Genomic DNA, 21,264 nt, shown 5'->3' with positions numbered 1-21,264 from the left:
ACAAGATCACTATTCGGAGTTCACGCCATGACACGCTTTAACTGGGACGACCCGCTACTGCTGGAAAGCCAACTCACCGACGAAGAGCGCCAGATCCGCGATGCGGCTCACGACTACTGCCAGGAAAACCTGCAGCCACGCGTGCTCAGCGCGTTCCGTGAAGAGCGTTTTGACCGCGACATCATGTCGGAGATGGGTGAACTGGGCTTGCTAGGCGCGACGGTTTCCTCGGAGTACGGCGGCGCAGGCGTGAATCACGTGGCCTACGGCCTGATTGCCCGCGAAGTAGAGCGTGTCGATTCCGGCTACCGCTCTGCCATGAGCGTGCAGTCGTCGCTGGTGATGTACCCCATTGAAGCCTACGGCTCTGAAGAGCAGAAGCATAAATACCTACCTAAGCTTGCCAGCGGCGAGATGGTGGGTTGCTTTGGCCTGACCGAACCCGACCATGGCTCCGACCCGGGCTCCATGATCACCCGCGCAGAAAAAGTCGATGGCGGCTACCGCCTGACCGGCGCGAAGATGTGGATCACCAACAGCCCGATTGCCGATATTGCCGTGGTATGGGCGAAATCCGCCGCTCACGATAACCAGATCAAAGGCTTTATTGTTGAGCGCGGCACCGAAGGCTTCTCTACCCCAAAAATCGAAGGCAAAGTATCGCTGCGAGCCTCCATCACCGGCGAAATCGTGCTGGACAATGCCTTCGTTCCTGAAGAGAACCTGCTGCCTAACGTCAGTGGCTTGAAAGGCCCCTTCGGCTGCTTGAACAAAGCGCGCTACGGCATTGCTTGGGGCGTGATGGGCACCGCTGAATTCTGCTGGCACGCCGCACGTCAGTACACCCTAGACCGCAAGCAGTTTGGCCGCCCGCTGGCCGCCAACCAGCTGATCCAGAAAAAGCTCGCCGATATGCAGACGGAAATCACCCTGGGCCTGCAAGCTGCCCTGCAGGTGGGCCGCCTGATGGACAGCGACAACTGGGCCCCGGAAATGATCTCGCTGATCAAGCGCAACAACTGCGGTAAAGCGCTGGATATCGCTCGCGTCTCCCGCGATATGCACGGCGGTAACGGCGTGTCTGATGAGTACGGCGTGATTCGTCATATGGTGAACCTGGAGTCCGTGAATACCTACGAAGGTACCCACGATGTGCACGCCCTGATTCTGGGCCGCGCACAGACCGGCATTCAGTCATTCTTCTAAGCTATATCAACAAAGCTATACCAACTAAGCGCGAGGCACCCAATGAGCACAGCCGCAAAGCCCCTGGCAGGCATTAAAGTACTCGATATTTCTCGCGTACTGGCAGGCCCCTGGTGCGGGCAGATGCTGGCCGATATGGGTGCCGAGGTGATCAAAATCGAGCGCCCCCAAAGCGGCGATGATACGCGCCACTGGGGGCCTCCGTGGCTCTCCGGCAGCACGGAATCAGCGTATTACCTGTGTGCAAACCGCGGTAAGCGCTCGGTGACGGTGGACATGGCCAAACCCGAAGGCCAGGCGCTGATTAAACAGCTCGCTGCTCAATCGGATGTGGTGCTGGAGAACTTCAAAGTCGGTGGGCTAAAGAAGTACGGCCTGGATTACGCCAGCTTAAAGGCGATTCATCCCGGTATTATATACTGCTCCATTACCGGCTTTGGCCAAGAAAGCCCCTACGCCCACCGGGCGGGCTACGACTTTATGATTCAGGCCATGGGCGGGATTATGAGCCTGACCGGCAAGCCGGACGGCGAACCCGGCGGCGGCCCGGTCAAAAGCGGCGTGGCGTTTACCGACATTTTTACCGGTTTATACGCTGCCAACGCAGTGCTGGCAGCGCTCTACCAGCGCCGCGACACGGGCGAAGGCTGCCATATCGATTTGGCGCTGATGGATGTGCAGGTGGGCGTCCTCGCCAATCAGGCGCTGAACTACCTGACCTCTGGCCACGTGCCGCAGCGGCTAGGCAATGCCCACCCCAACATCGTGCCCTACCAAGCGTTTGCCACGGCAGACGGCCATATGATTGTGGCGGTGGGTAACGACGAGCAGTTCAAACGCTTCTGTCAGGTGATTGATCAACCGCAGCTTGCTTCAGATGAGCGCTTTGCCACCAACGGTAGCCGTGTACAGCATCGCGACACCTTAGTGCCGCTGCTCGAACTGGCGCTAGCTTCACAGCCTACCGACACCTGGCTGTCGGCCTTTGAAGCAGTGGGCGTCCCCTGCGGGCCAATCAATACCCTGGATCGCGTCTTTGACGACCCTCATGTGAAGGCCCGTGGCCTCAAACAAACGCTACCGCACAGCCAAGCAGGCCAGGTAGACCTAGTAGCTAATCCGATCCGTATTAACGGCGAATCCATGAGTGCGACGACTGCGCCCCCCTACTTGGGCGAGCACACCGAACGTGTCCTGGAGGAGGTCGGCATTACCCTCGAGCAGCGCCAAGCGCTAAGAAAGGCGGGGATTATTTAACGCTCCCCTGATTGAAAAGCCATCTTGAAAAGCTCTCTTGAAAGGCGCCCAATGGGCGCCTTTTTGTTGCCATATCATTTTATTCGAATTCTATACAATACATGTACAACACGTTCACAAGCGACTAGACTAAAGGTATTAAGCAAATCCACTAAACTCACGCTAATCGACCAGTGTCAGTAGCAAGAGCTTGCACCCCAAAATTACTGAGCGTCATAAAAAGGAGACATTATGGCTAACTGTGCACGGGTTAATGGAGTGTGCAAACGCTGCGAAGGCGAGCTGCCTTTCGAGTTCACCATGGCGTTTCAACCTATCGTGGATATCTCACTTGCAAAAGTGGTCACCCATGAAGCCCTTGTGCGCGGCATCAACGGCGAGTCCGCCTGGAGCGTTATCTCCCAGGTCACTGACGAGTTGCTCTACCGTTTTGACCAAGCCTGCCGTGTCAAAGCGATTGAAATGGCAAGCGCGCTCAACATGCAGACGGATCTTTCCATCAACTTCCTGCCCAATGCTGTTTATGAGCCAGAAGCCTGTATTCAAGCCACACTAGAGGTGTCAGAGCGCGTAGGCTGGCCCACTGACAGGTTGATTTTTGAAATCACTGAAACCGAGAAAGTGCGCGACCGGCAACATTTACGCAACATCATCGATGCGTATCGCTCGATGGGGTTTAAAACTGCCCTGGACGACTTCGGCAACGGCTACGCCAACCTAGATCTTCTGACTGACCTCACGCCAGATAAACTAAAAATCGACCGTGAACTGGTGATGAACTGCGATCATGAACCACGGCGTCAAGCCCTACTCAATGCCATTGTTCTGCTCGCAAAAGAGCTGAATACCACATTGATCGCCGAAGGAGTGGAAACTCGCGCAGAAGCGCTATGGTTAGCAAACGCAGGAATTATGCGTCAGCAAGGCTTCTTTTTTGCCAAACCGGCCATCAATTCCTTGGGCAACCACCTTACTCCGCTCCTACTGGAGTTAAGAGCAGAGGTACAGGCTGCAGGAGCACTGGATGACCGCCATTAGCACTGAGCATCTCTTTGCACTTTTCAATCGCTCTAAGAAAAATACTGAAAACGTGATTAAAAAAGCTCCCTTGGGAATCTGTATTACCGATCCAAACGGGCGCTTTGAAATGGTCAATCCCGCCTACTGCCAATTTTATGGCTATCGTGAAGAGGAGCTTATCGGCTATCACTTTACGCTAGTCGTGCCCGCCGCCTACCGCCAGCAAATGGCAGCATTACACGATGAATTCATTCAAGGCAACGACACCCATGAACTTCGCCAAGAGTGGGAAGTGCGCTGTAAAAACGGCGAAACACGCACCATTATTGCCGAAGCTGCGCGCATTATTGGCGATGACGACAAACCAAGAAAAGTCACCTTTATTATTGATATTACCCAGCGCAAGCGGCTTGAAGAGCGTTTAACGCAAGCCAACGAGCGCTTGATATATATGGCCAATCACGATGAACTGACTGGGCTTGTAAACCGGCGGCAAGGACTGAAGCGTCTTGAGGAAGAGCTGGAGCGCTGCGAACGCTACGGAGGAGAGCTCAGTATTGCCATGTTTGACCTGGATGACTTCAAAGCGATCAATGACACTTATGGTCACGCGACAGGCGACGCTGTGCTCCAAGAAGTCACGGCCACCGTCAACGCCCAGCTTCGTGCGACGGATCTGCAAGTCCGGCTGGGTGGAGAGGAGTTCCTCATCATCATGCCAGAGGTTAGCGCTCAAGCTGCACATACAGCCGTTGAGCGTATTCGACAATGTGTCGCTGAATCACCGTGTACAGAGCATAAATTGACTGTCACGCTATCAGCGGGCATTGCATGTTATGTTGAAGCATCCAGTACCCGAATGCTTGATCGTGCTGATAAAGCGATGTATCAAGCTAAAACGGCAGGGCGCAATCGTGTCGTTATTGCATCGTCAGCCATGTGATAACACGTATTTCACACTATGCTAAAACGACAACCTGTCCCCATTACCTATACCAATAGGAGCGAGCCATGAGCAATGCCGAGCTAAACGAACTAAAGCACAAATACGTCGCGGCGGGCGCAGCCAGCCCCGCTACCGCTTTTGCGGACCGCGCCGAAAACGCTGAGATCTGGGACGCCGACGGCAACCGCTTCATCGACTTCGCGGGCGGTATCGGTGTGTTAAACGTTGGCCATCGTCACCCAAAAGTTGTGGCTGCTGTGAAAGCCCAGCTGGACAAGGTCATGCACACCTGCCAAACGGTCATGCCTTACGAAGGCTACGTCAAAGTGGCTGAAAAGCTGAGCCATATCGTTCCTGTGCGTGGCCACGCCAAGGTGATGCTAGCCAACTCCGGTGCCGAAGCGCTCGAAAACGCGGTGAAGATTGCCCGTGCCGCCACCGGCCGCTCGAACGTTATCTGCTTTGATGGCGGCTACCATGGCCGCACCTTCTACACCATGGCTATGAACGGCAAGGTAGCCCCCTATCAAACCGATTTCGGTCCGATGCCGGGTACCGTTTTTCGTGCGCCCTACCCAGTGCCTTACCACGGGGTGAGCGAAGACGAAGCCATTCGTGGTCTGAAAATGACCCTGAAAACCGACGCCAACCCAAAAGACACCGCGGCTATTGTATTGGAGCCGGTGCTAGGGGAAGGTGGTTTTTATCCTGCGTCCAAGAGCTTCCTAGAGAAGATCCGCGAAATTTGCGATGAACACGGCATGCTGATGATCATCGACGAAGTGCAGTCTGGCTTTGGCCGTACCGGTAAGATGTTCGCCATCGAGCATAGCGGCGTAGAGCCGGACATGATGACTATGGCCAAGAGTATGGCCGACGGCATGCCCATCTCAGCCATCGTCGGCACCGATAAAGTCATGGATGCCTCTGGCCCTAACTCCCTGGGCGGCACCTACACCGGCAGTCCCACCGCCTGTGCGGCCGCACTAGCGGTAATGGAAGTCTTCGAAGAGGAGAACATTCTCGAGAAGAGTCAGGCACTGGGTGAGAAGCTGGCGGCCCGCTTTAACGACTGGCAAGGCAAGTTTGATTGTATCGACCATGTGCGCAACATGGGCGCCATGGCGGCATTCGAACTGGTGAGCAACAAAACCGACCGCACGCCGAATCCGGAACTAGCTGCAGCGCTGTGCAAAAAAGCCCGAGAAGAAGGCCTGATCCTGCTCTCTTGCGGTATGTACGGCAACACCATCCGTTTCTTGATGCCGGTCACCATCGAAGACGACGTGCTGAACGAAGGCCTGGATATTATTGAATCCTGCCTGGAATCGCTCATCTAAGCGCTGTTCACACCTAGCAAGACGCCGCCCCAACGGGCGGCGTTTTAGATTAACGCGGCCGTCGATCGCCCTCCAAGAAATTAGCGGTAAACACAGCTTTGCCATGCGTCTCAAATGACCACTTCATCACGTCGCTCAGTGCCGCCATCACATCATCGAATTCACCAAATACTTGGGTACTCATTCGATTCGGATGAACCTCTAATCCTGTGGCTTCCAAACGTTTTACCACCTCTTTAACTACCGGCTTAAAATCATCTGCCAGCGGGTAGTAGCTTAGCTGTACGGAAAGATACATATCGCTCCCCTCTCTCTATTTTCCAAAGGATATTGGTCACGGTCTACGCGGTTTGAAACTGCTGCCACGCGGCCAAAATCGCCGTGCGCGTCTCGTCCGGGTGCTCCATCGGAAACATGTGTGTGCCAGGTACCATACTCACCGGAAGCCCACGACGGGCGATGCGCTTGAGCCGAGAAGACGTCATCAAATGAGACTGCTGCCCCGCCACCAGCTGAATGGGGACGCCTACACGCTGCGGCAGGCTGGATAGGTGATCCGGTAAGTGGCGGAAAATTTCCAGCTCGATTCTCGGGTCAAAGGTTAGCTCAGCGCTACCATCGTCCAACAGGCGCGTACCTGCTTCAATGTAGTCGTTTAGTGCCTCGGGGGTAAAGCGACGAAATAGTCCACGGCGGCGCAGCGAGGTCGCCATGGCCTCACGGCTAGGCCATACGCTGCGCCGTCCTTTGGTTTTGCCTGCCGGCGTAATGCGATCCATAAACCCAAACCGTTTGGCTGCTTTCATCGCCCAGGCATCCGGCCCCAGCATCAGCGGCGGATCGAGCATAATCACGCCACAAAAGCGTTTTGGCTGCTTATCAGCGGCCATGGCCATCAACGTGCCGCCCAGCGAATGCCCCACACCCAGCAGCGGTGCGTCGGTATCCGGTAGGTAGCTCAGTAGTTCGTCCACCAAGTTGCCCCAGTTGTGATTCACCGGGTAATCCGGGTGGTGACCCAAACGGTCTAGCGGGTGTAAATCAAACGATGCTGCCAGCGGGTCTAACAGGCTGCGGTAGCTTAAGCCTGGGAAGCCGTTGGCATGGGCAAACACTAAACGGGGGCGTTGATGGGTGGCATCGGCAGGCATGGCAGGCTCACGGGTCGGCTAACGGGAAGAGGCGCTATCTATCATACGTCTGTTTTAACTCGCCGATGGATAGCCGTCAATCCACTCAAGAATTAACCGACTAATTAAAATAGCGAGAGTTGCTGGGCGGCGGTCTCTTCCGCCAAACGGTAGCCCACTCCTAACAAGCGCACGGGGCGCTCGCCTCTGGCCCAGCCCACGTTCAGTAAGGTTTCAAACTGCTCCAGGTTAGGCGCGGGGTCGGCGTGTTCAACGGTGGTTTGGGTGAAGTCGTTGAACTTCACCTTGACCATTACCCCTCGCACGGCGGGGGCCGGGTCTAGGCGAGCGTAGCGGCGTTCTAAATCGCTAATCAGCTCAGGGAGCTGTCGTCGGCAGGCTTCCAGGGTGGGTAAATCTTGGGAGTAGGTTTGCTCGGTGCTAATCGACTTGCGCTCGCGGTGGGTTTTGACCGGGCGCTCATCTCGGCCGTGGCTGAGCTCATGCAGGCGATGACCGAAGCGGCCAAAGCGCTCCACCAGCTCGGTAAGCGGCCGGGCGCGCAGATCCGCACCGGTCTGAATGCCTAGCTCCGCGAGTTTTTCAGCGGTGCGCGGCCCTACCCCGTGGATTTTTTTCACCGGCAGTTGCTGCACAAAAGCATCGATATCGTCTGGCGTGATCACAAACAATCCATCGGGCTTGCGCCAGTCGCTGGCGATTTTGGCGAGAAACTTGTTGGGTGCCACGCCCGCCGAGACGGTGATGCCCACTTCCTGCCTCACCCGCTGACGAATGGCTTCGGCCATGCGGGTAGCACTGCCGTGGTGCAGTGTGACCTCCGAGACATCCAAAAAGGCTTCATCCAGCGAGAGCGGCTCGATCAGTTCGGTCACATCGCGGTAGATGGCAAACACTTGGCGGGCCACGGCTTTGTACTTCGACATATCTCCACGAATCACCGTGAGGTGGGGGCAGCGTTTGAGCGCCTGGGCCATGGGCATGGCGGAGTGAATGCCGAACTTGCGCGCCGGGTAGTTACAAGTGGCGACCACCCCGCGCTGCTCCACACTGCCGCCAATAGCAATGGGGATATCGGTTAACGCGGGGTTATCGCGCATCTCTACCGCCGCATAGAAGCAGTCACAGTCGCAGTGGATAATTTTGCGCACAGGCCGACCTTGCCTCCGCCTTTACCTGTAAAAAAGCACAGTTTATCACAGGGTATGCTACAGCGCTGATGCGCAGCAAAACCCTAGGCGGGGGCGCTGTGAACCCCTCCCTGGACGCTACTTTCGCCATCTGACCACCATGGATGGTGGAAATGCCGGAATAGTAGGGAACGTTATTCCGGCCCTGGCGAAAGACCCCCGCTACGGGTTTTCCGCCCATACCCGCTGATTTAAATCACGTTCCACAAAAGGTGCGCAACACCTGCTCGTTTTCTGTGGCCGGGGCGGCTAGGCGGCGCGCTTCTTCGGATTCATCGAAGGGCTGTGTGACCGCCGCGAGCAGTGCGTGGAAAGGCGCAAAATCGCCTTCTACCGCCGCGCCAATCACCTCTTGAATGCGATGGTTACGAGGAATCACCACCGGATTGGCGCGGCGCATGGCCTCCAGGCGTTCACTCTGCTGGCTCGCTTGCTGGGCGCTCTCCCAGTCAGCCAGCCAAGCGGCCAGGCCGTCTGGCTGAGTGGTCAGCGCCAGCAGCGCCTCTTTTTGGGGCTGCTCTGACGTATCCGTTTCCAGGGCTTTGGCACCAAGCTCTTTGGTATAGTGCGTCAGCGCATCAAAGGTGGCGGTCATGTCCATGCGGCCTTGGTGCATCTGGATTTCCAGCGCTTCCATCAGCGGCGCGGCACGGTCACTTTCTGAGGCGAGGCCCAGCTTATTGGCGTGCAGGCGGCGCTGTTCGGCGCTAAAGCAGGCGGTAAAGCCACGGATGATCTCAGTCGCCTGCTCAACCACCGCATCGCCCTCTTCACGCATCAGCGGCAGCAGGGTTTCGGCAAAGCGGGCTAGATTCCACTGGGCAATCGCAGGCTGGTTATCAAAAGCATAGCGTTTACCCTGATCAATGGAGCTAAACACCTTTTGCGGGTCAAACTGCTCCATAAACGCGCAGGGACCGTAATCGATGGTTTCACCGGCAATGCTGCAGTTGTCGGTGTTCATCACGCCGTGAATAAAGCCCAGGCTCATCCAGCGCGCCACAAGCGCCGCTTGGCGGGCGGTAACGGCTTCTAACAGCGCAAGGTACGGGTCTTCGGCATTGGCCGCTTCTGGGTAATGGCGGGCAATCACATGATCGGCCAGCGCTTTGAGCGCGCTTTCATCACGGCGAACGGCAGCAAACTGGAACGTGCCCACGCGAATATGGCTGCTCGCCACGCGGGTAAATACCGCTCCAGGCTCAGGTAACTGCCGATTAACCCGCTCGCCGGTGGCGACGGCAGCCAGGGCGCGAGTGGTGGGTACGCCCACGGCGGCCATAAATTCACTCACCAGATATTCCCGCAGCACCGGGCCAAGGGGCGAGCGGCCATCGCCACCGCGAGAGAACGGCGTGCGGCCGCTGCCTTTTAGCTGCACATCGCGCCGTAAACCGCTCTGATCGACCACTTCGCCTAACAGCAGCGCGCGGCCATCACCTAGCTGGGGCACAAAGTTACCAAACTGATGGCCGGCGTAGCCCAACGCTTTAGGCTCGGCCCCGGGCGGCAGCTGGTTACCGCTGAACCACTGGGCCAGCGTGTCATCATCGGGCCGCGTTTGCATGCCTAGCTGCGCGGCCAGGGCGTCGTTAAACGCGATCAGGCTGGGATGGACCACAGGCGTGGGCTGGCAAGCGGCCCACAAGGGTTCTGGCAGCGTGGCAAACTGGTGTTCGAAGGTCAGCACGGGCAACTCCGCTTTTCATTTAATAGCCTAGGTAATACCCTAGCATTTTACTCAAGTAATTGGCGATAGCATGCCGCATAGAGACGCTTTAACTCGTGTTAAGTTACCGATAGAGCAAGAGGCACTCACGCCCATGCCTCAGGCTTTCTATAATCGCGATACGCTGGACGTCGCCCGGGACTTATTGGGCTGCCTACTGGTGCGCCAACTAGACGGCGAAGTCATGGCGGCGCGCATCGTGGAAACTGAGGCCTACCGCGGCTCGGAAGACTCCGCCTGCCACGCCCATCGGCGCAGAACGCCACGCACCGAGGCGATGTTTGGCCCACCCGGCCACGCCTATGTCTATTTGGTGTACGGCATGCACTGGCTACTAAACGTCGTCACCCAGCCGGAAGGCAACCCCTGCGCGGTACTGATTCGAGCGGTAGAGCCGGTGATCGGCGAGCCTGCCATGCGCGAATGGCGCAGCGTGGCGGGGCGTAACCTGAGTAACGGCCCCGGCAAACTCACCCGAGCACTGCGTATCGATAGCGTCCTTTACGGTCACGCTATGACGCAAACCGGCGATCTAACGAACGGGCTATGGATTACATCCGGTGAGCCGCCCAGCGCCATTGCCAGCGGCCCACGGGTAGGCATCGATTACGCCCAGCCCGCCGACCGCGACGCCCCCTGGCGGCTATGGAGCGAAGGCAATCCGTGGGTCTCTAAAGCGCGTTAAGCGCCCTTCAAGCAGGCCACCGCCTGTTCCAGCACCGGCGTTAGCGGCGCGCGCCACTGGTGGGTTAAGAATCCATCGGCGCGGGTAACGCCCAGCGAGAGCGATGCCACGGGCAGGCCCATGGCGTGGGCATCGCGGCAGAAGCGGTAGCCAGAATAGACCATCAACGACGTACCCACCGCCAGCACCGCATCGGCTTGCTGAAGCGCCGCCTGGGCCGCCAGCCGCCGAGCTGGAGGCACCACATCGCCGTAGTAGACTACCTGCGGTTTGAGAATGCCCCGGCAGCGGGGGCAGTCCAAAACTTTAAAGGTAGAGAAATCGGTTTCCAGATCCGCATCGCCATCCGGCGCGTGGCGGGCATCCAACGCAGCAAAGGCAGGATTCATGCGGGCCATTTCGCTGTGCATGGCGTGGCGCATCATTTGATAGCCGCACGCCATACAGGCCACCACGTCCGCCCTGCCGTGAAGATCAATTACCTTTTTTGAACCTGCCCGCTGGTGCAAGCGGTCTACGTTTTGCGTGACCAGCAGTTCCACATGGCCCATGGCCTCAAGCGCCGCCAACGCCCGATGCGCCCCGCTCACCTGGGCTTCACGCATAGCTTTAAAGCCCACCAGCGCCCGCGCCCAATAACGCCGGCGTACGGCGAAGGAGCTCATAAAATCGCCGTGTTGCACAGGCGGTGGGCGCTTCCACTGGCCATCGGCATCGCGGTAATCGGGAATACCGCTGTCGGTGCTCACCCCCGCGCCGGTAATTACCCACAATTTAGGATGGCGTTTAATAAACCCTGCGAGCGCTTCACCGGCGGTTACGACGTTATTTGATATTTCCACGGCCTGCGTCAATGGATCACCCTAGGCAATACTGAGACAAGTCAACGATACTGTATGACAATATACGTACATGCAATGTGCCACAGATAGCGACGTAAGGAGCCTCTCATGCAGTGGGATCACGAAATTATTATTGTTGGCGGCGGCATGGTGGGCGCGGCCCTAGCGGCCAGGCTCGGCCAAGCAGGCATTTCGGTAGGCCTTGTGGAGCGTGCCAGCGCCCCCAGCGCACCGAGCGGCGATTACGACTTGCGTATTTCATCGCTCAACGCCCGGTCACTGGCGTTTGTCAAAGCCAGCGGCACCGAGCTGCCAGAAGAGCGCTGCTGCCCGTTCCGGCATATCGATGTCGCCAATCAAGACGGCACCGGCCACTCCATATTCTCTGCCGAAGAGAGCGGCATGCAAGACTTCGGCATTTTTATTGAAAACCGCACGCTGCAGTACGCGCTTTGGCAGCGCCTCGAAGAGCTGCCCAGCGTTACCTGCTACACCCAGTGCGCCCCACTAAGCACCATGGCAGCCAGCACTGGCCGCATGCTGGAGCTGGATAACGGCAAAACGCTGAGCGCCCGGCTGATTGTAGGTGCCGACGGCGCCCGCTCCACCCTACGCGAGCTAGCCGGCATTGACGTTACCAGCTACGACTACCATCAGCGGGCGATGATTATTAACGTCGAAACCGAGCTGCCCCAGCAGGATGTCAGCTGGCAGGTGTTTACCCCAACCGGCCCCATTGCGATGCTTCCTCTTCCCGGCCATCGCGCCTCCCTGGTGTGGTACGACCGAGAAGAGACCACCAAAGCGCGGGAACAGTTGGACGACGACGCTCTAACGACCGCCATCGAAATGGCCTTCCCTAGACGCCTGGGTAACCTCACCCGTATCGTCGCAAAAGCCAGCTTCCCCATTAAGCGCCAACACGCCCAGCGCTATATCGGCAAGCGCTTAGCACTAATTGGCGACGCAGCCCACGTGGTGCACCCACTGGCAGGCCAAGGGTTAAATATTGGCCTGCACGATGCCGACACGCTAGCCGAAATTATCATGCAAGGCCGCGACCCCGGAGACTACCTCAACCTACTCCGCTTTGAATGCCAGCGCCGTGCGGCTAACCAAGCGATGATTGCCGCCACCGATAGCTTTCACCATCTGTTTACTGGCTCCAGACCGCTGCGCCAGCTAGGCGATTTAAGCCTGCACCTTGCCGAACGCGTACCGCTGGCCAAACGTATGATGATGCAGCAGGCCAATGGGCTAAATCCGTTCAAAATCATCTAACGCTGACTATGCTGAGGGGGTGGCTGCGATAAGCAGCCCCAAAACAATCACAACACCCCTTCAAAAAGGAAAGCGCATGCGACGCAAGCAACCATATGCACGGGTCACTTTTGCCTCGTTAACCGGTCTGGGTCTGCTATTGGCTACGCCCTTATGGGCTTGGGATGGCGTGGTCGAGAAGCAAACGTTCGAGATGGAGAGTTTTACCACCCAGGGCGGCGAGACGATTCCCAACGTGACGGTAGGCTGGGAAGCCTACGGCGAGCTTAATGAGGCGCGCGACAACGCGATTCTGATTACCCACTTCTTCTCCGGCACCAGCCATGCCGCAGGCCGCTATGACGCCGATGGCGAACCCACCGGCTACTGGGATGCCATTATCGGCCCCGGCAAACCGCTGGATACCGATGAGTACTACATTATCTCTTCCGATACGTTGGTCAATCTGGGGGCAAATGACCCAAACGTGACCACCACCGGGCCTGCCACCATTAATCCCGATACCGGCGAGCCTTGGGGCATGGGTTTCCCGGTGGTGACCATACGTGACTTTGTCGACGTGCAGCGCGCCCTACTAGAGAGCCAAGGCATAGAATCCCTGCATGCGGTGATGGGCGCTTCCATGGGTGCCCTGCAGGCCATTGAGTGGGCCAGTGCTTACCCTGAACGCGTTGAGCGGTTAATACCCGTGATTGGTGGCGGCGTGGCCGACCCGTGGCTGCTGGCCACGCTAAGCGCCTGGGCTGCGCCCATTCGTCTGGATGCCAACTGGAATGAAGGCGACTACTACAACGGCGCGCCGCCCACCGACGGGCTTAAAGAGGCGCTAAAGCTGGTCACGCTTAATGCCAACCACTGGCAGTGGGCCAACGAAGCGTTCAACCGCGATTGGGCTGATGACGCCCGCGACCCCGCCCAAGACATCAACGCCCGCTACGCCATCGAGCAAACCCTGGATGACGTCGCCGCTGCCCGTGCAGAGCTTTCCGACGCCAACCATCTGCTTTACTTAGTGCGCGCCAACCAAACCTTTATGGCAGGCTACGGAGAGTCATTAGAAACAGGCCTAGCCGCCATCGAAGCGCCCACGCTGATGCTGTATAGCGAGAATGATTTAGTCTTCGCCCCCGAAGGCGTACGCCGCACCGCCGAACTGATTGAAGCCGACGGCACCGAAGTGACTTTGGAAACGCTGGAGGGCAACCGGGGCCACCTAGATGGCGTTGTTTCCATCGAGCAAGCCAGCGATACGCTGCGGGAGTTTTTGCAGTAAGGGAGAAAGCGCTGGCTTCTTTGGGAGCCAGCGCTACCGACAGGGTCATCACCTGTTTTTAACTTGCCACACTAAAATAGCGTTCGGTCTCGCGAGAGCGCCCTACCCCCGCGACATACGCCCGATATGGTCACACTAATTCTCTATCACCTTGTTTAACAACGAGAAATTTCTCATTCCTGTGATTGATTTAGCTGAGTCATAAGGCCCGTAATCACCTTAGCCGAGCTGTTGGTATCATCCGCTAGGCGGCGCACATGCTCGGCCACCACAGCAAACCCTTTACCAGCCTCACCCGCTCGGGCAGCTTCGATACCCGCATTAATACTCAGTAACTGCAGCATCTTCAGTGAGTGAGCAATTTTTTCCGTTTCGAGTGCAATATCCCGACTGATCGAGCCAAGCCGCTCCTCGCTTTGCCGCCGTTGCTGTATATCGGTGACCACGCCCTCAAGATAAATTACGTTACCCTCTTCATCTTTGACAGCGCCGCCATACTCACTCACCCAGCGTAAGCTACCGTCTTTACAGCGCAGTCGATAATCGGCGTGCCAGTTCTTGCCCGACGCGATGGCACGCTCGATAGCCTGATCCAACCCAGGTGCATCCTCGCCATGAATGAGCTCAACATAAGACTGCTTACGGTTCCCAATTAAATCCTCACTCATATGTCCTGTTAGTTCCTGCACCCTACCGGTCAGGTTCAACATGGTGTAATGCTCATCATTGCGACAGCGATACAAAAACCCATTCATCCGCGTCGCAATACTTTCATAGATACTGTCTTGCTCAGACATATGTGTCATAACCCTTCATCATTTAACTAGGCGGTTTGGCTCGGGAAGCACCGGTGTCGTGCTATCCATATAGGTTAAAAAGGATGCCCAAACGGTGTGGGTGCGCTGCTGTGTCAGTTGAGTTTTGCACGTCAGCGCCATCACGCCCCGGATAGACCCATCACGCCACTGAGCATGTACCGCATCACAGTGAGCGGTGGCATAGGCCTCCCAAGCTTGCTGTGAGTGTTCGATAGCGGTCACCAGCTCAGGGTCATCAGCATGGTGATTGACGCTCGCCTCCACGTACTGGCTCAGCTCCGTTTGAGCTGACTCCAACTGCACGGCAACACACTGGTTAATATCGAGCGTGGTCATCGCGTTATCACAATCGAGCGGCTTATCCTCCGCCATCGCCATAACCGCAAAGCTAAGACCTACTACCGCTAAGGCTATTCTGCGCATGTTTTTGCACCGAGCTGACATCTTAAATACTCCCCAACGCCCGCTGAACCGCCTGCTTCGCGTGGATCTCGCTGGTATCAAACAGCGGTACGCTCGTATCGGCTTGCTGAATCAGTAAACCAATCTCGGTACAGCCTAAAATCACGCCCTGCGCGCCGCGCTCAGCAAGCGAGTCAACGATATTTAGGTAGTCAGCTTTGGCATCTGTCTTCACCACGCCCAAGCACAGCTCTTGATAAATCACCGAGTGCACGCGCTCGCGCTGTGGCTCGGTGGGCACGACCACCTCGATGCCGTGGCGTTGCAGGCGCTCGATATAAAACGTCTGCTCCATGGTGAAGCGCGTGCCGAGCAGCCCCACGCAGGTAATGCCCTGCTGTTGCAGCACCTGAGCCGTAGCATCGGCGATATGCAAAAGCGGAATGGAGACCGCCGCTTCCAGCGGCTCGGCCACCTTGTGCATGGTGTTGGTACACAGCACCAAAAAATTGGCTCCTGCCGCCTCAACCGCTTTGCCCGCCGCTGCCAGTATCTCGGCGGTGGCCTGCCAGTTGCCCTGGTGCTGCAGCGTCTCTATCTCGGCAAAATCGACGCTGTACAGCACTACCTTGGCCGAATGCAGCCCGCCCAACGCCGTGCGCACGTTTTGGTTGATGAGGCGGTAATACGTCTGCGTGGATTCCCAGCTCATACCGCCGATTAAGCCGATGGTTTTCATAGGTACTCTCCTCTGAAGGGCCTTCAACGGCATCTGCTAGTGCTCACACAGCCCACCATCAAAGCGATGGCAATTAGGTACCAAATACGGTGAAGCTTAGCGCGATATAGGCGCCATAACCTAGTAGTAGCAAACCGCCTTCAAACCTACTCAGCCGACGGCCAGTATAGAGAAAGAACAATAAAATCAGCGACGTTCCTAGCATCACCCACTGATCAAAATGCAGGATGCGATCATGGACAGGCAGCGGCTGCAACAGCGCGGAAATGCCCAAAATGCCGAGAAGATTGAAAATATTGCTGCCAAGGATATTCCCAATCGCCACATCGGCATGTCGGCGAAATGCTGCGATGACCGATATCGAAAGCTCGGGTAGCGACGTGCCAACGGCAACCAGGGTCAACCCTATCACTGCCTCTGAGACACCCAGCGACTCGGCTATTCCCACGGCGCCCTTCAACAATACCTGCGAGCCTACGATCAAAAGCCCCAACCCCAGCACAACGGCCATTACAATCCACAGCGTTGTTTTGGGCAACGCGGTCACTTCTTTCCCTTCCGCTATGTGCACCTCGGCGGAAGGCACTGCTCCAGAGCGCTCAGTCCAGTATGCCCACAGCAGGTACGCGGCCAGTGCTAAAAGGAAGATAGCCGCATCAGACCTTTCCAATGCATTGCCACCCACCAGCACAAGAAATAAAACGCTCGCCGCCACCACCGTGACACCGTCACGCTGCAAGACCAGCGGCTTCACAGCAAGCGGCGTTATGAGGGCACATACCCCCAAAATCAGCATGCTGTTACCGATATTACTCCCCACCACGTTACCGATGGCGATGTCGGGCCGCTCACTAAGCGCAGCCTCAATAGAGACCACAAGCTCCGGTGCCGATGTCCCGAACCCAACAATAATCAAGCCGCTGAGCAGCGGAGAAATACCTAGCCTATGCGAAGCCGCTAAAGCGCCTCTTATCAACGCTTCACCGCCACTTGTCAGAAGCAGCACTCCGATGGCAACGAACAGCAGGTTCAACATGATGATGGGTTTCCTGTTGCAAATTAGGTCGAAATGACAGCGCCAAATAGAACCTTCTAACAACTACGACGTGGATTCATAGCTGATCAAATCAACGTCTGCCGCCTGGGTGCGTAGCGGAATAAGCTGCTGATAAGCATCGGAGTGGAACCACTCATCAACAGCCTCAATATCGGGAAAGCGAATCACCACCGTATCCGTGTGACGATGCTCTCCGCCTAACACAGCCTTTCGTTTCGCTGCCCTCGCAGCACTAGCTCGCCCCCGAATGGCACTATCGTCGCAGGAACCCCACGCTTGTACTCAGCCCATTTCTCAGCGTCCTTCACGCTGATGTGACCAATCACATATGCCGCCATAAAATCTCCCCCAATCTAACGTGGGCAAAAAGCCGACGTGTAGCGAAAAGGTGCACTCAGTGCACGGCCGGGTATGTGCTACTAACACCCGACCCTCTGTCAGGCTGGAGTCTCTCACCTATTAGCGGCTAGCGTTTTCTTCGGCCACTTGGCGCAGCGCATCAACCAGCACGTCGGCGGGCTGGGCACCCGCGATCAGATAGCGACCATCGAGGATAAACCCCGGCACCGCGCTCACCCCTGCGTCCATAAAGCGCTGCTCTGCTTCACGTACTTCATCCGTATACTGATCAGAGCGGGCAATGGCTTCGGCGGTGTCGCCATCCAGCCCCACCTCAATGGCCTTCTCGCGAAGCACCGCTGGGTCGGCGGGATTTTTCGCCTCACCGAAGTAGGCCTCAAACAGGGCCAACTGAAGCGCCGTCTCTTGATGTTGCGTTCCAGCCCACGCCAGCACGCGGTGGGCAGCGAAGGTATTGTTCGCACGGCGTTCCAGGGCACCGCGAAAATTCAGGCCAAGCTCTTCGGCGGCGGCCATAATCTCGCGCTGGGACTGCTCCATGGTGGCCGCATCTTTGCCGTACTTGCGGCATAAGTGCTCCAAAATCGGCTCCCCTTCGGGCGGCATATCGCGGTTCAGCTCAAAGGGCTGCCAGACCAGCTCAACGTCGATCTCGCCATTAAGTGTCTCTAACGCTTGCTCCAAGCGCCGGTAGCCAATGGCGCACCACGGGCAGGCCACGTCGGATACCAGGTCGATTCTTACCTTTTGCATGAGTAGACTCCTTGTTGGGCTCGGTCATCAGGGCGAAATGACGATATGCCCTGGCTTGTATCACGAAACACATCACCGCAACCAGCCCAGCAACAGGTCTGCGACGATCACAAGCCTGTGATCATTACTACCACTGACACTCCCCGCCCGTTGGGCGAGGGTTCTTGAGTCACCCCAAAAACCTTCCTGCTTCCCCACGCCTTCACTAGACAGCGGCTACGCCGCTGCCCCCGCTCCAGTCGCTCCACAGGCGAACCCCGCCAGTCCGGCGGTTCGGATATTGTTGGCCGCGTTGATGTCGCGGTCGATGGCCTCGCCACAGCCCTCACAGTGCCAATGGCGCTGCGATAGCGGCAGCTTCTCGACCTTGTGGCCGCAGCCGTGACACAGTTTGCTGCTGGGGTACCACTGGCTCACTTTGACGAGTTGCCGGCCCGACCAGGCGGCTTTGTACTCAAGCTGGCGCACGAACTCGCCCCAGCCGGCATCGCTGATGGCCTTGGCCAATGAACGGTTCTTGACCATCCCGGTGATGTTCAGCGACTCGACGCAGATGACTTGGTTTTCGTTGATCAACGTGCGAGAGGCTTTATGGATGGCGTCGCGGCGACAGTCAGCGATCTTGGCATGCAGTCGCGCCACTTTTTGGCACAGTTTTTGACGGTTGCGAGAGCCTTTCTGCTTCTTCGCCAGTCGGCGCTGCAGGCGAGCCAGCTTGGCTTCGTAACGTTTCAGATGACGCGGATTGCCGGACTTTGCGCCGTCGCTGGTGATGAACAAGTCGCTCAGGCCAAGGTCTATGCCTACCGTTTTTGGCGTGACCGGGAAGGCTTCTGGCACGAAGTCGCACAGACAGCTTATGAAATAGCGTCCGGCACGATCGCGTGAAATCGTGATGCTGGAGGGTTCGCTGGGCAGCGGACGGCTCCAGCGGATCGGCAATGGCGTCTTTGCTTTGGCAATAGTGATCTCGCCATCCCGATAGCGAAACGCTGCCCTGGTTAGCCGGATAGACTGGCGGCCATCCTTCTTTTTGAAACGCGGATACCGTGCTTTGAGCTTTGGGTTGAAGAAGTTGTCGAAGGCGGTTTTCTGATCGCGCAACGTCTGCTGCAGGATCACGCTGGACACGTCTTTCAACCACGGGTAGTCGGCTTTGAGTGACACCAGGCGCTTTTCCGCTGTCGAGTGCGAGACCGATTCACCCTGCTGTTGATAGGCGGTGGTTCGATAGGCCAAGGTGTTGTTCCAGACAAAGCGGGCACACCCGAACGACTGCGCCAGCAGCTCAGTCTGTTCGGGGGTGGGATAGAGCCGTTCTTTGTAGGCACGCTTTATCATACTGGATAAATTATCAGCTTATTGAGGCGGTATCAATACAGCACCGCTGCGCGGTGCGCGCTTGTATCACCGCCCGATTGGGCGACGCTTTACGCGCAGTTTTGGTAAAAGAGAGGAATTGTCTGGATTGAAGTGCGTCAGCACCAGATTGGGAAGCTGTACCGTATCGGCAAACGCAGCGCAATGACAGCTGACGATATTAACGTTTTAGCCGCTTGAATGCGCATCGCCATGCGCATATGCTATTTATACGCTTATGACAGTCACAGGGGGGCTGCAATGGCCGCGCTATATAACACCGCAGCACCGAAAAAAGCCGCTAATTTGTCGGTTAACAGCGACTTGCTTCAAAAATCTCGCGCTTTGAACATTAATCTCTCGGCCACACTAGAGCGAGCATTACGAGAAGAGTTAGCAAAATGCGAGGCTTCCCAGTGGGTCGAAGAAAATCGAGCGGCGATCACAAGCTACAACGAATTTGTCGAGCAGCATGGCTGCTTCGGTGACGAATTTCGGGAGTTTTGATGGCTCAGTTCGATGTTTACCCTAACCCTAGCAAGACCAGCAGAGCACACTATCCGTACTTGGTGGATATCCAAAGTAGCCTACTAACGGATCTGGCAACCCGCATCGTGATCCCATTGGGTAATCGAGCAGCTTTTGATGGCAACGCCATGCAGGGCCTCACGCCGGAAATAACCTTCAATGACCAGGCGCTATTGTTACTGACACCACAAATCTCGTCAGTACCAGAAAAACATCTTAGAAATCCCATCGGCACCCTTGAGCACTTTAGAAGCCAGATTATTGGTGCGCTTGATCTCGCCGTTACTGGAATTTGATGCTCAAAACAGCACTAAACTCATGACGTATAGGCCGAACCTCAAAAAAACTACTCGCCCACCACTTCAGAAAAGTGACCCGCCTTATCCAAACTGTATTCGCTAAAATCCCGCGCCAAGTAGAGCGCGCCTGAATAAACGCTTTGCGCCTCTTTACGGATATCCTCAATGGAGGGCGAGGTATCAGAGATAAGCGGATAACGGGGGCTAAAGTGGGTGAGCACCAAGTTAGGCAACGTGACCCGCTCGGCAAACGCCGCCACCTGCTTGCCGTAGCTATGCCCTACCTCATCGGCCTTTTCAGCCATCTCTTCGTTGTAGGTGGCTTCGTGCACCAACACCTGCGCCCCGGCGCACGCTTCCGCCAGCAGCTCGGGCTGGTCGTTATCTCCGGCAATCACCACTTTTCTAGGGGCGTGTTTGAACAGCAGATAATCCTGGCTACGCAGTTGCTTGCCTTCAAACGCCACATCTCTCCCCTGCTTCAACTGCCCCCACAACGGCCCTCTGGGAATGCCTTGCTGATCCAGTTTGTCCACGTCCAGGGCAGCATCTACATTGCGCTCGGTGAACGCATAGGCATAGCACGACACACGATGGGAAAGCGCAAACGTCGCCACCTCCATGTTTTCAAACTCAACGCTGGGCAGGTCATCGGAGCAGATAAATTCCAACGCGAAAGGTAAGCAAAGCTGCGTTACCTCGCACGTCGCTTCCAGCCAAGTTTTGATACCCGCCGGGGCCACAATAGTCAGCGGTGCCGTGCGCCCACCCATGGCCGCGCTGGCCAGTATGCCCGGCAGCCCATAGCAATGGTCGCCATGTACGTGGGTAATCAAGATGGCTTTCAATGAATGAAACGATAGCTTCGTATGCAAGACCTGATGCTGGGTGCCCTCGCCACAATCGATCAGGTACCAGCCTTTGCCCTTGCTCTCACGCAAGGCGATGCCGGAGACGTTTCTTGTTTTGGTGGGTACACCAGCGGAGGTGCCTAGGAATAGTAAATTCATAACGCGTCCGTGCTTTCTC

General features: G+C 56.8%; 24 protein-coding genes. 10 read left to right on the top strand and 14 right to left on the bottom strand.

All coding sequences use genetic code 11. From position 1 onward, the window contains the following. Positions 1-27: 27 nt before the first annotated feature. The 5 genes from LOS15_RS01390 to gabT all read left to right on the top strand — a co-directional run bounded on the left by LOS15_RS01390 (position 28) and on the right by gabT (position 5,769). Complete coding sequence (locus LOS15_RS01390) at positions 28-1,206, top strand: acyl-CoA dehydrogenase (protein WP_263067609.1); 1,179 nt, start codon at positions 28-30, stop codon at positions 1,204-1,206. A 42-nt stretch (positions 1,207-1,248) separates the two neighbouring features. Beyond that, positions 1,249-2,463 (top strand): CaiB/BaiF CoA transferase family protein, encoded by a 1,215-nt coding sequence (locus tag LOS15_RS01385; protein ID WP_263067608.1) that lies wholly within the window; start codon positions 1,249-1,251, stop codon positions 2,461-2,463. Positions 2,464-2,694: 231 nt separating this feature from the next. Next, a complete protein-coding gene (locus LOS15_RS01380; protein ID WP_263067607.1) occupies positions 2,695-3,501 on the top strand; it encodes an EAL domain-containing protein in 807 nt (268 codons plus the stop codon). Beyond that, on the top strand, positions 3,488-4,426 hold the full coding sequence (locus tag LOS15_RS01375) for a sensor domain-containing diguanylate cyclase (protein WP_263067606.1): 939 nt from the start codon (positions 3,488-3,490) through the stop codon (positions 4,424-4,426). Before LOS15_RS01380 ends, LOS15_RS01375 begins: the two co-directional genes overlap by 14 nt. Positions 4,427-4,494: 68 nt before the next feature. Next, the gene (gabT, locus tag LOS15_RS01370; protein ID WP_263067604.1) at positions 4,495-5,769 is read left to right on the top strand and encodes a 4-aminobutyrate--2-oxoglutarate transaminase; all 1,275 of its coding nucleotides are present in this window, start codon (positions 4,495-4,497) and stop codon (positions 5,767-5,769) included. 49 nt (positions 5,770-5,818) lie between these two features. Here gabT and LOS15_RS01365 read toward each other — a convergent pair whose 3' ends face one another. The 4 genes from LOS15_RS01365 to LOS15_RS01350 form a co-directional block, all read right to left on the bottom strand. Next, complete coding sequence (locus tag LOS15_RS01365; RefSeq protein WP_263067603.1) at positions 5,819-6,067, bottom strand: thiamine-binding protein; 249 nt, start codon at positions 6,065-6,067, stop codon at positions 5,819-5,821. Between the two features lie 43 nt (positions 6,068-6,110). Continuing rightward, positions 6,111-6,920, bottom strand: coding sequence for an alpha/beta fold hydrolase (locus LOS15_RS01360; RefSeq protein ID WP_263067602.1), 810 nt, complete (start codon positions 6,918-6,920; stop codon positions 6,111-6,113). A gap of 104 nt (positions 6,921-7,024) precedes the next feature. Further along, positions 7,025-8,071 (bottom strand): DNA polymerase IV, encoded by a 1,047-nt coding sequence (dinB, locus tag LOS15_RS01355; protein ID WP_263067601.1) that lies wholly within the window; start codon positions 8,069-8,071, stop codon positions 7,025-7,027. Positions 8,072-8,306: 235 nt separating this feature from the next. Next, positions 8,307-9,800 (bottom strand): protein adenylyltransferase SelO, encoded by a 1,494-nt coding sequence (locus LOS15_RS01350; protein WP_263067599.1) that lies wholly within the window; start codon positions 9,798-9,800, stop codon positions 8,307-8,309. A 133-nt stretch (positions 9,801-9,933) separates the two neighbouring features. Between LOS15_RS01350 and LOS15_RS01345 the strand changes: the two genes are divergently transcribed. Further along, the gene (locus tag LOS15_RS01345; RefSeq protein WP_263067598.1) at positions 9,934-10,524 is read left to right on the top strand and encodes a DNA-3-methyladenine glycosylase; all 591 of its coding nucleotides are present in this window, start codon (positions 9,934-9,936) and stop codon (positions 10,522-10,524) included. On the opposite strand, the gene LOS15_RS01340 is transcribed toward LOS15_RS01345, so the two are convergent. After that, positions 10,521-11,378, bottom strand: a complete 858-nt coding sequence (locus LOS15_RS01340; RefSeq protein WP_263067597.1) for an NAD-dependent protein deacetylase — start codon at positions 11,376-11,378, stop codon at positions 10,521-10,523. The genes LOS15_RS01345 and LOS15_RS01340 overlap by 4 nt on opposite strands. A gap of 96 nt (positions 11,379-11,474) precedes the next feature. Between LOS15_RS01340 and LOS15_RS01335 the strand changes: the two genes are divergently transcribed. Both LOS15_RS01335 and LOS15_RS01330 read left to right on the top strand, forming a co-directional pair. Then, the gene (locus tag LOS15_RS01335) at positions 11,475-12,647 is read left to right on the top strand and encodes a UbiH/UbiF/VisC/COQ6 family ubiquinone biosynthesis hydroxylase (protein ID WP_263067596.1); all 1,173 of its coding nucleotides are present in this window, start codon (positions 11,475-11,477) and stop codon (positions 12,645-12,647) included. Positions 12,648-12,723: 76 nt separating this feature from the next. Continuing rightward, positions 12,724-13,920, top strand: coding sequence for an E22 family MetX-like putative esterase (locus tag LOS15_RS01330; RefSeq protein ID WP_263067594.1), 1,197 nt, complete (start codon positions 12,724-12,726; stop codon positions 13,918-13,920). A 173-nt stretch (positions 13,921-14,093) separates the two neighbouring features. On the opposite strand, the gene LOS15_RS16965 is transcribed toward LOS15_RS01330, so the two are convergent. The 8 genes from LOS15_RS16965 to LOS15_RS01290 form a co-directional block, all read right to left on the bottom strand. Continuing rightward, positions 14,094-14,726, bottom strand: a complete 633-nt coding sequence (locus LOS15_RS16965) for a PAS domain-containing protein (protein WP_317629622.1) — start codon at positions 14,724-14,726, stop codon at positions 14,094-14,096. Between the two features lie 9 nt (positions 14,727-14,735). Next, on the bottom strand, positions 14,736-15,161 hold the full coding sequence (locus LOS15_RS01315) for a lysozyme inhibitor LprI family protein (protein ID WP_263067593.1): 426 nt from the start codon (positions 15,159-15,161) through the stop codon (positions 14,736-14,738). Between the two features lie 22 nt (positions 15,162-15,183). After that, positions 15,184-15,879, bottom strand: a complete 696-nt coding sequence (locus LOS15_RS01310) for an aspartate/glutamate racemase family protein (RefSeq protein ID WP_263067592.1) — start codon at positions 15,877-15,879, stop codon at positions 15,184-15,186. Positions 15,880-15,952: 73 nt separating this feature from the next. Continuing rightward, on the bottom strand, positions 15,953-16,915 hold the full coding sequence (locus tag LOS15_RS01305; protein WP_263067591.1) for a calcium/sodium antiporter: 963 nt from the start codon (positions 16,913-16,915) through the stop codon (positions 15,953-15,955). Positions 16,916-16,978: 63 nt separating this feature from the next. After that, positions 16,979-17,140, bottom strand: a complete 162-nt coding sequence (locus LOS15_RS01300; RefSeq protein WP_263067590.1) for a DUF1330 domain-containing protein — start codon at positions 17,138-17,140, stop codon at positions 16,979-16,981. Then, complete coding sequence (locus tag LOS15_RS16980) at positions 17,134-17,274, bottom strand: DUF1330 domain-containing protein (RefSeq protein ID WP_411537312.1); 141 nt, start codon at positions 17,272-17,274, stop codon at positions 17,134-17,136. Before LOS15_RS16980 ends, LOS15_RS01300 begins: the two co-directional genes overlap by 7 nt. A gap of 121 nt (positions 17,275-17,395) precedes the next feature. Then, positions 17,396-18,049, bottom strand: coding sequence for a DsbA family oxidoreductase (locus tag LOS15_RS01295; RefSeq protein WP_263067588.1), 654 nt, complete (start codon positions 18,047-18,049; stop codon positions 17,396-17,398). Positions 18,050-18,265: 216 nt separating this feature from the next. After that, a complete protein-coding gene (locus tag LOS15_RS01290; RefSeq protein ID WP_263067586.1) occupies positions 18,266-19,390 on the bottom strand; it encodes an RNA-guided endonuclease InsQ/TnpB family protein in 1,125 nt (374 codons plus the stop codon). A gap of 279 nt (positions 19,391-19,669) precedes the next feature. On the opposite strand from LOS15_RS01290, the gene LOS15_RS01285 reads away from it, so the two are divergent. Together LOS15_RS01285 and LOS15_RS01280 are read left to right on the top strand one after the other, a co-directional pair. Continuing rightward, positions 19,670-19,915, top strand: coding sequence for a type II toxin-antitoxin system CcdA family antitoxin (locus LOS15_RS01285; protein WP_074397356.1), 246 nt, complete (start codon positions 19,670-19,672; stop codon positions 19,913-19,915). After that, positions 19,915-20,232 (top strand): CcdB family protein, encoded by a 318-nt coding sequence (locus LOS15_RS01280; protein WP_263067584.1) that lies wholly within the window; start codon positions 19,915-19,917, stop codon positions 20,230-20,232. Before LOS15_RS01285 ends, LOS15_RS01280 begins: the two co-directional genes overlap by 1 nt. A gap of 50 nt (positions 20,233-20,282) precedes the next feature. Here LOS15_RS01280 and LOS15_RS01275 read toward each other — a convergent pair whose 3' ends face one another. After that, on the bottom strand, positions 20,283-21,245 hold the full coding sequence (locus tag LOS15_RS01275) for a ribonuclease Z (protein WP_263067583.1): 963 nt from the start codon (positions 21,243-21,245) through the stop codon (positions 20,283-20,285). Positions 21,246-21,264: the final 19 nt, after the last annotated feature.

This window comes from Halomonas sp. 7T (assembly GCF_025643255.1).
Taxonomy (GTDB): Bacteria; Pseudomonadota; Gammaproteobacteria; order Pseudomonadales; family Halomonadaceae; genus Vreelandella.
This window is presented reverse-complemented; position numbering and strand designations above follow the sequence as displayed.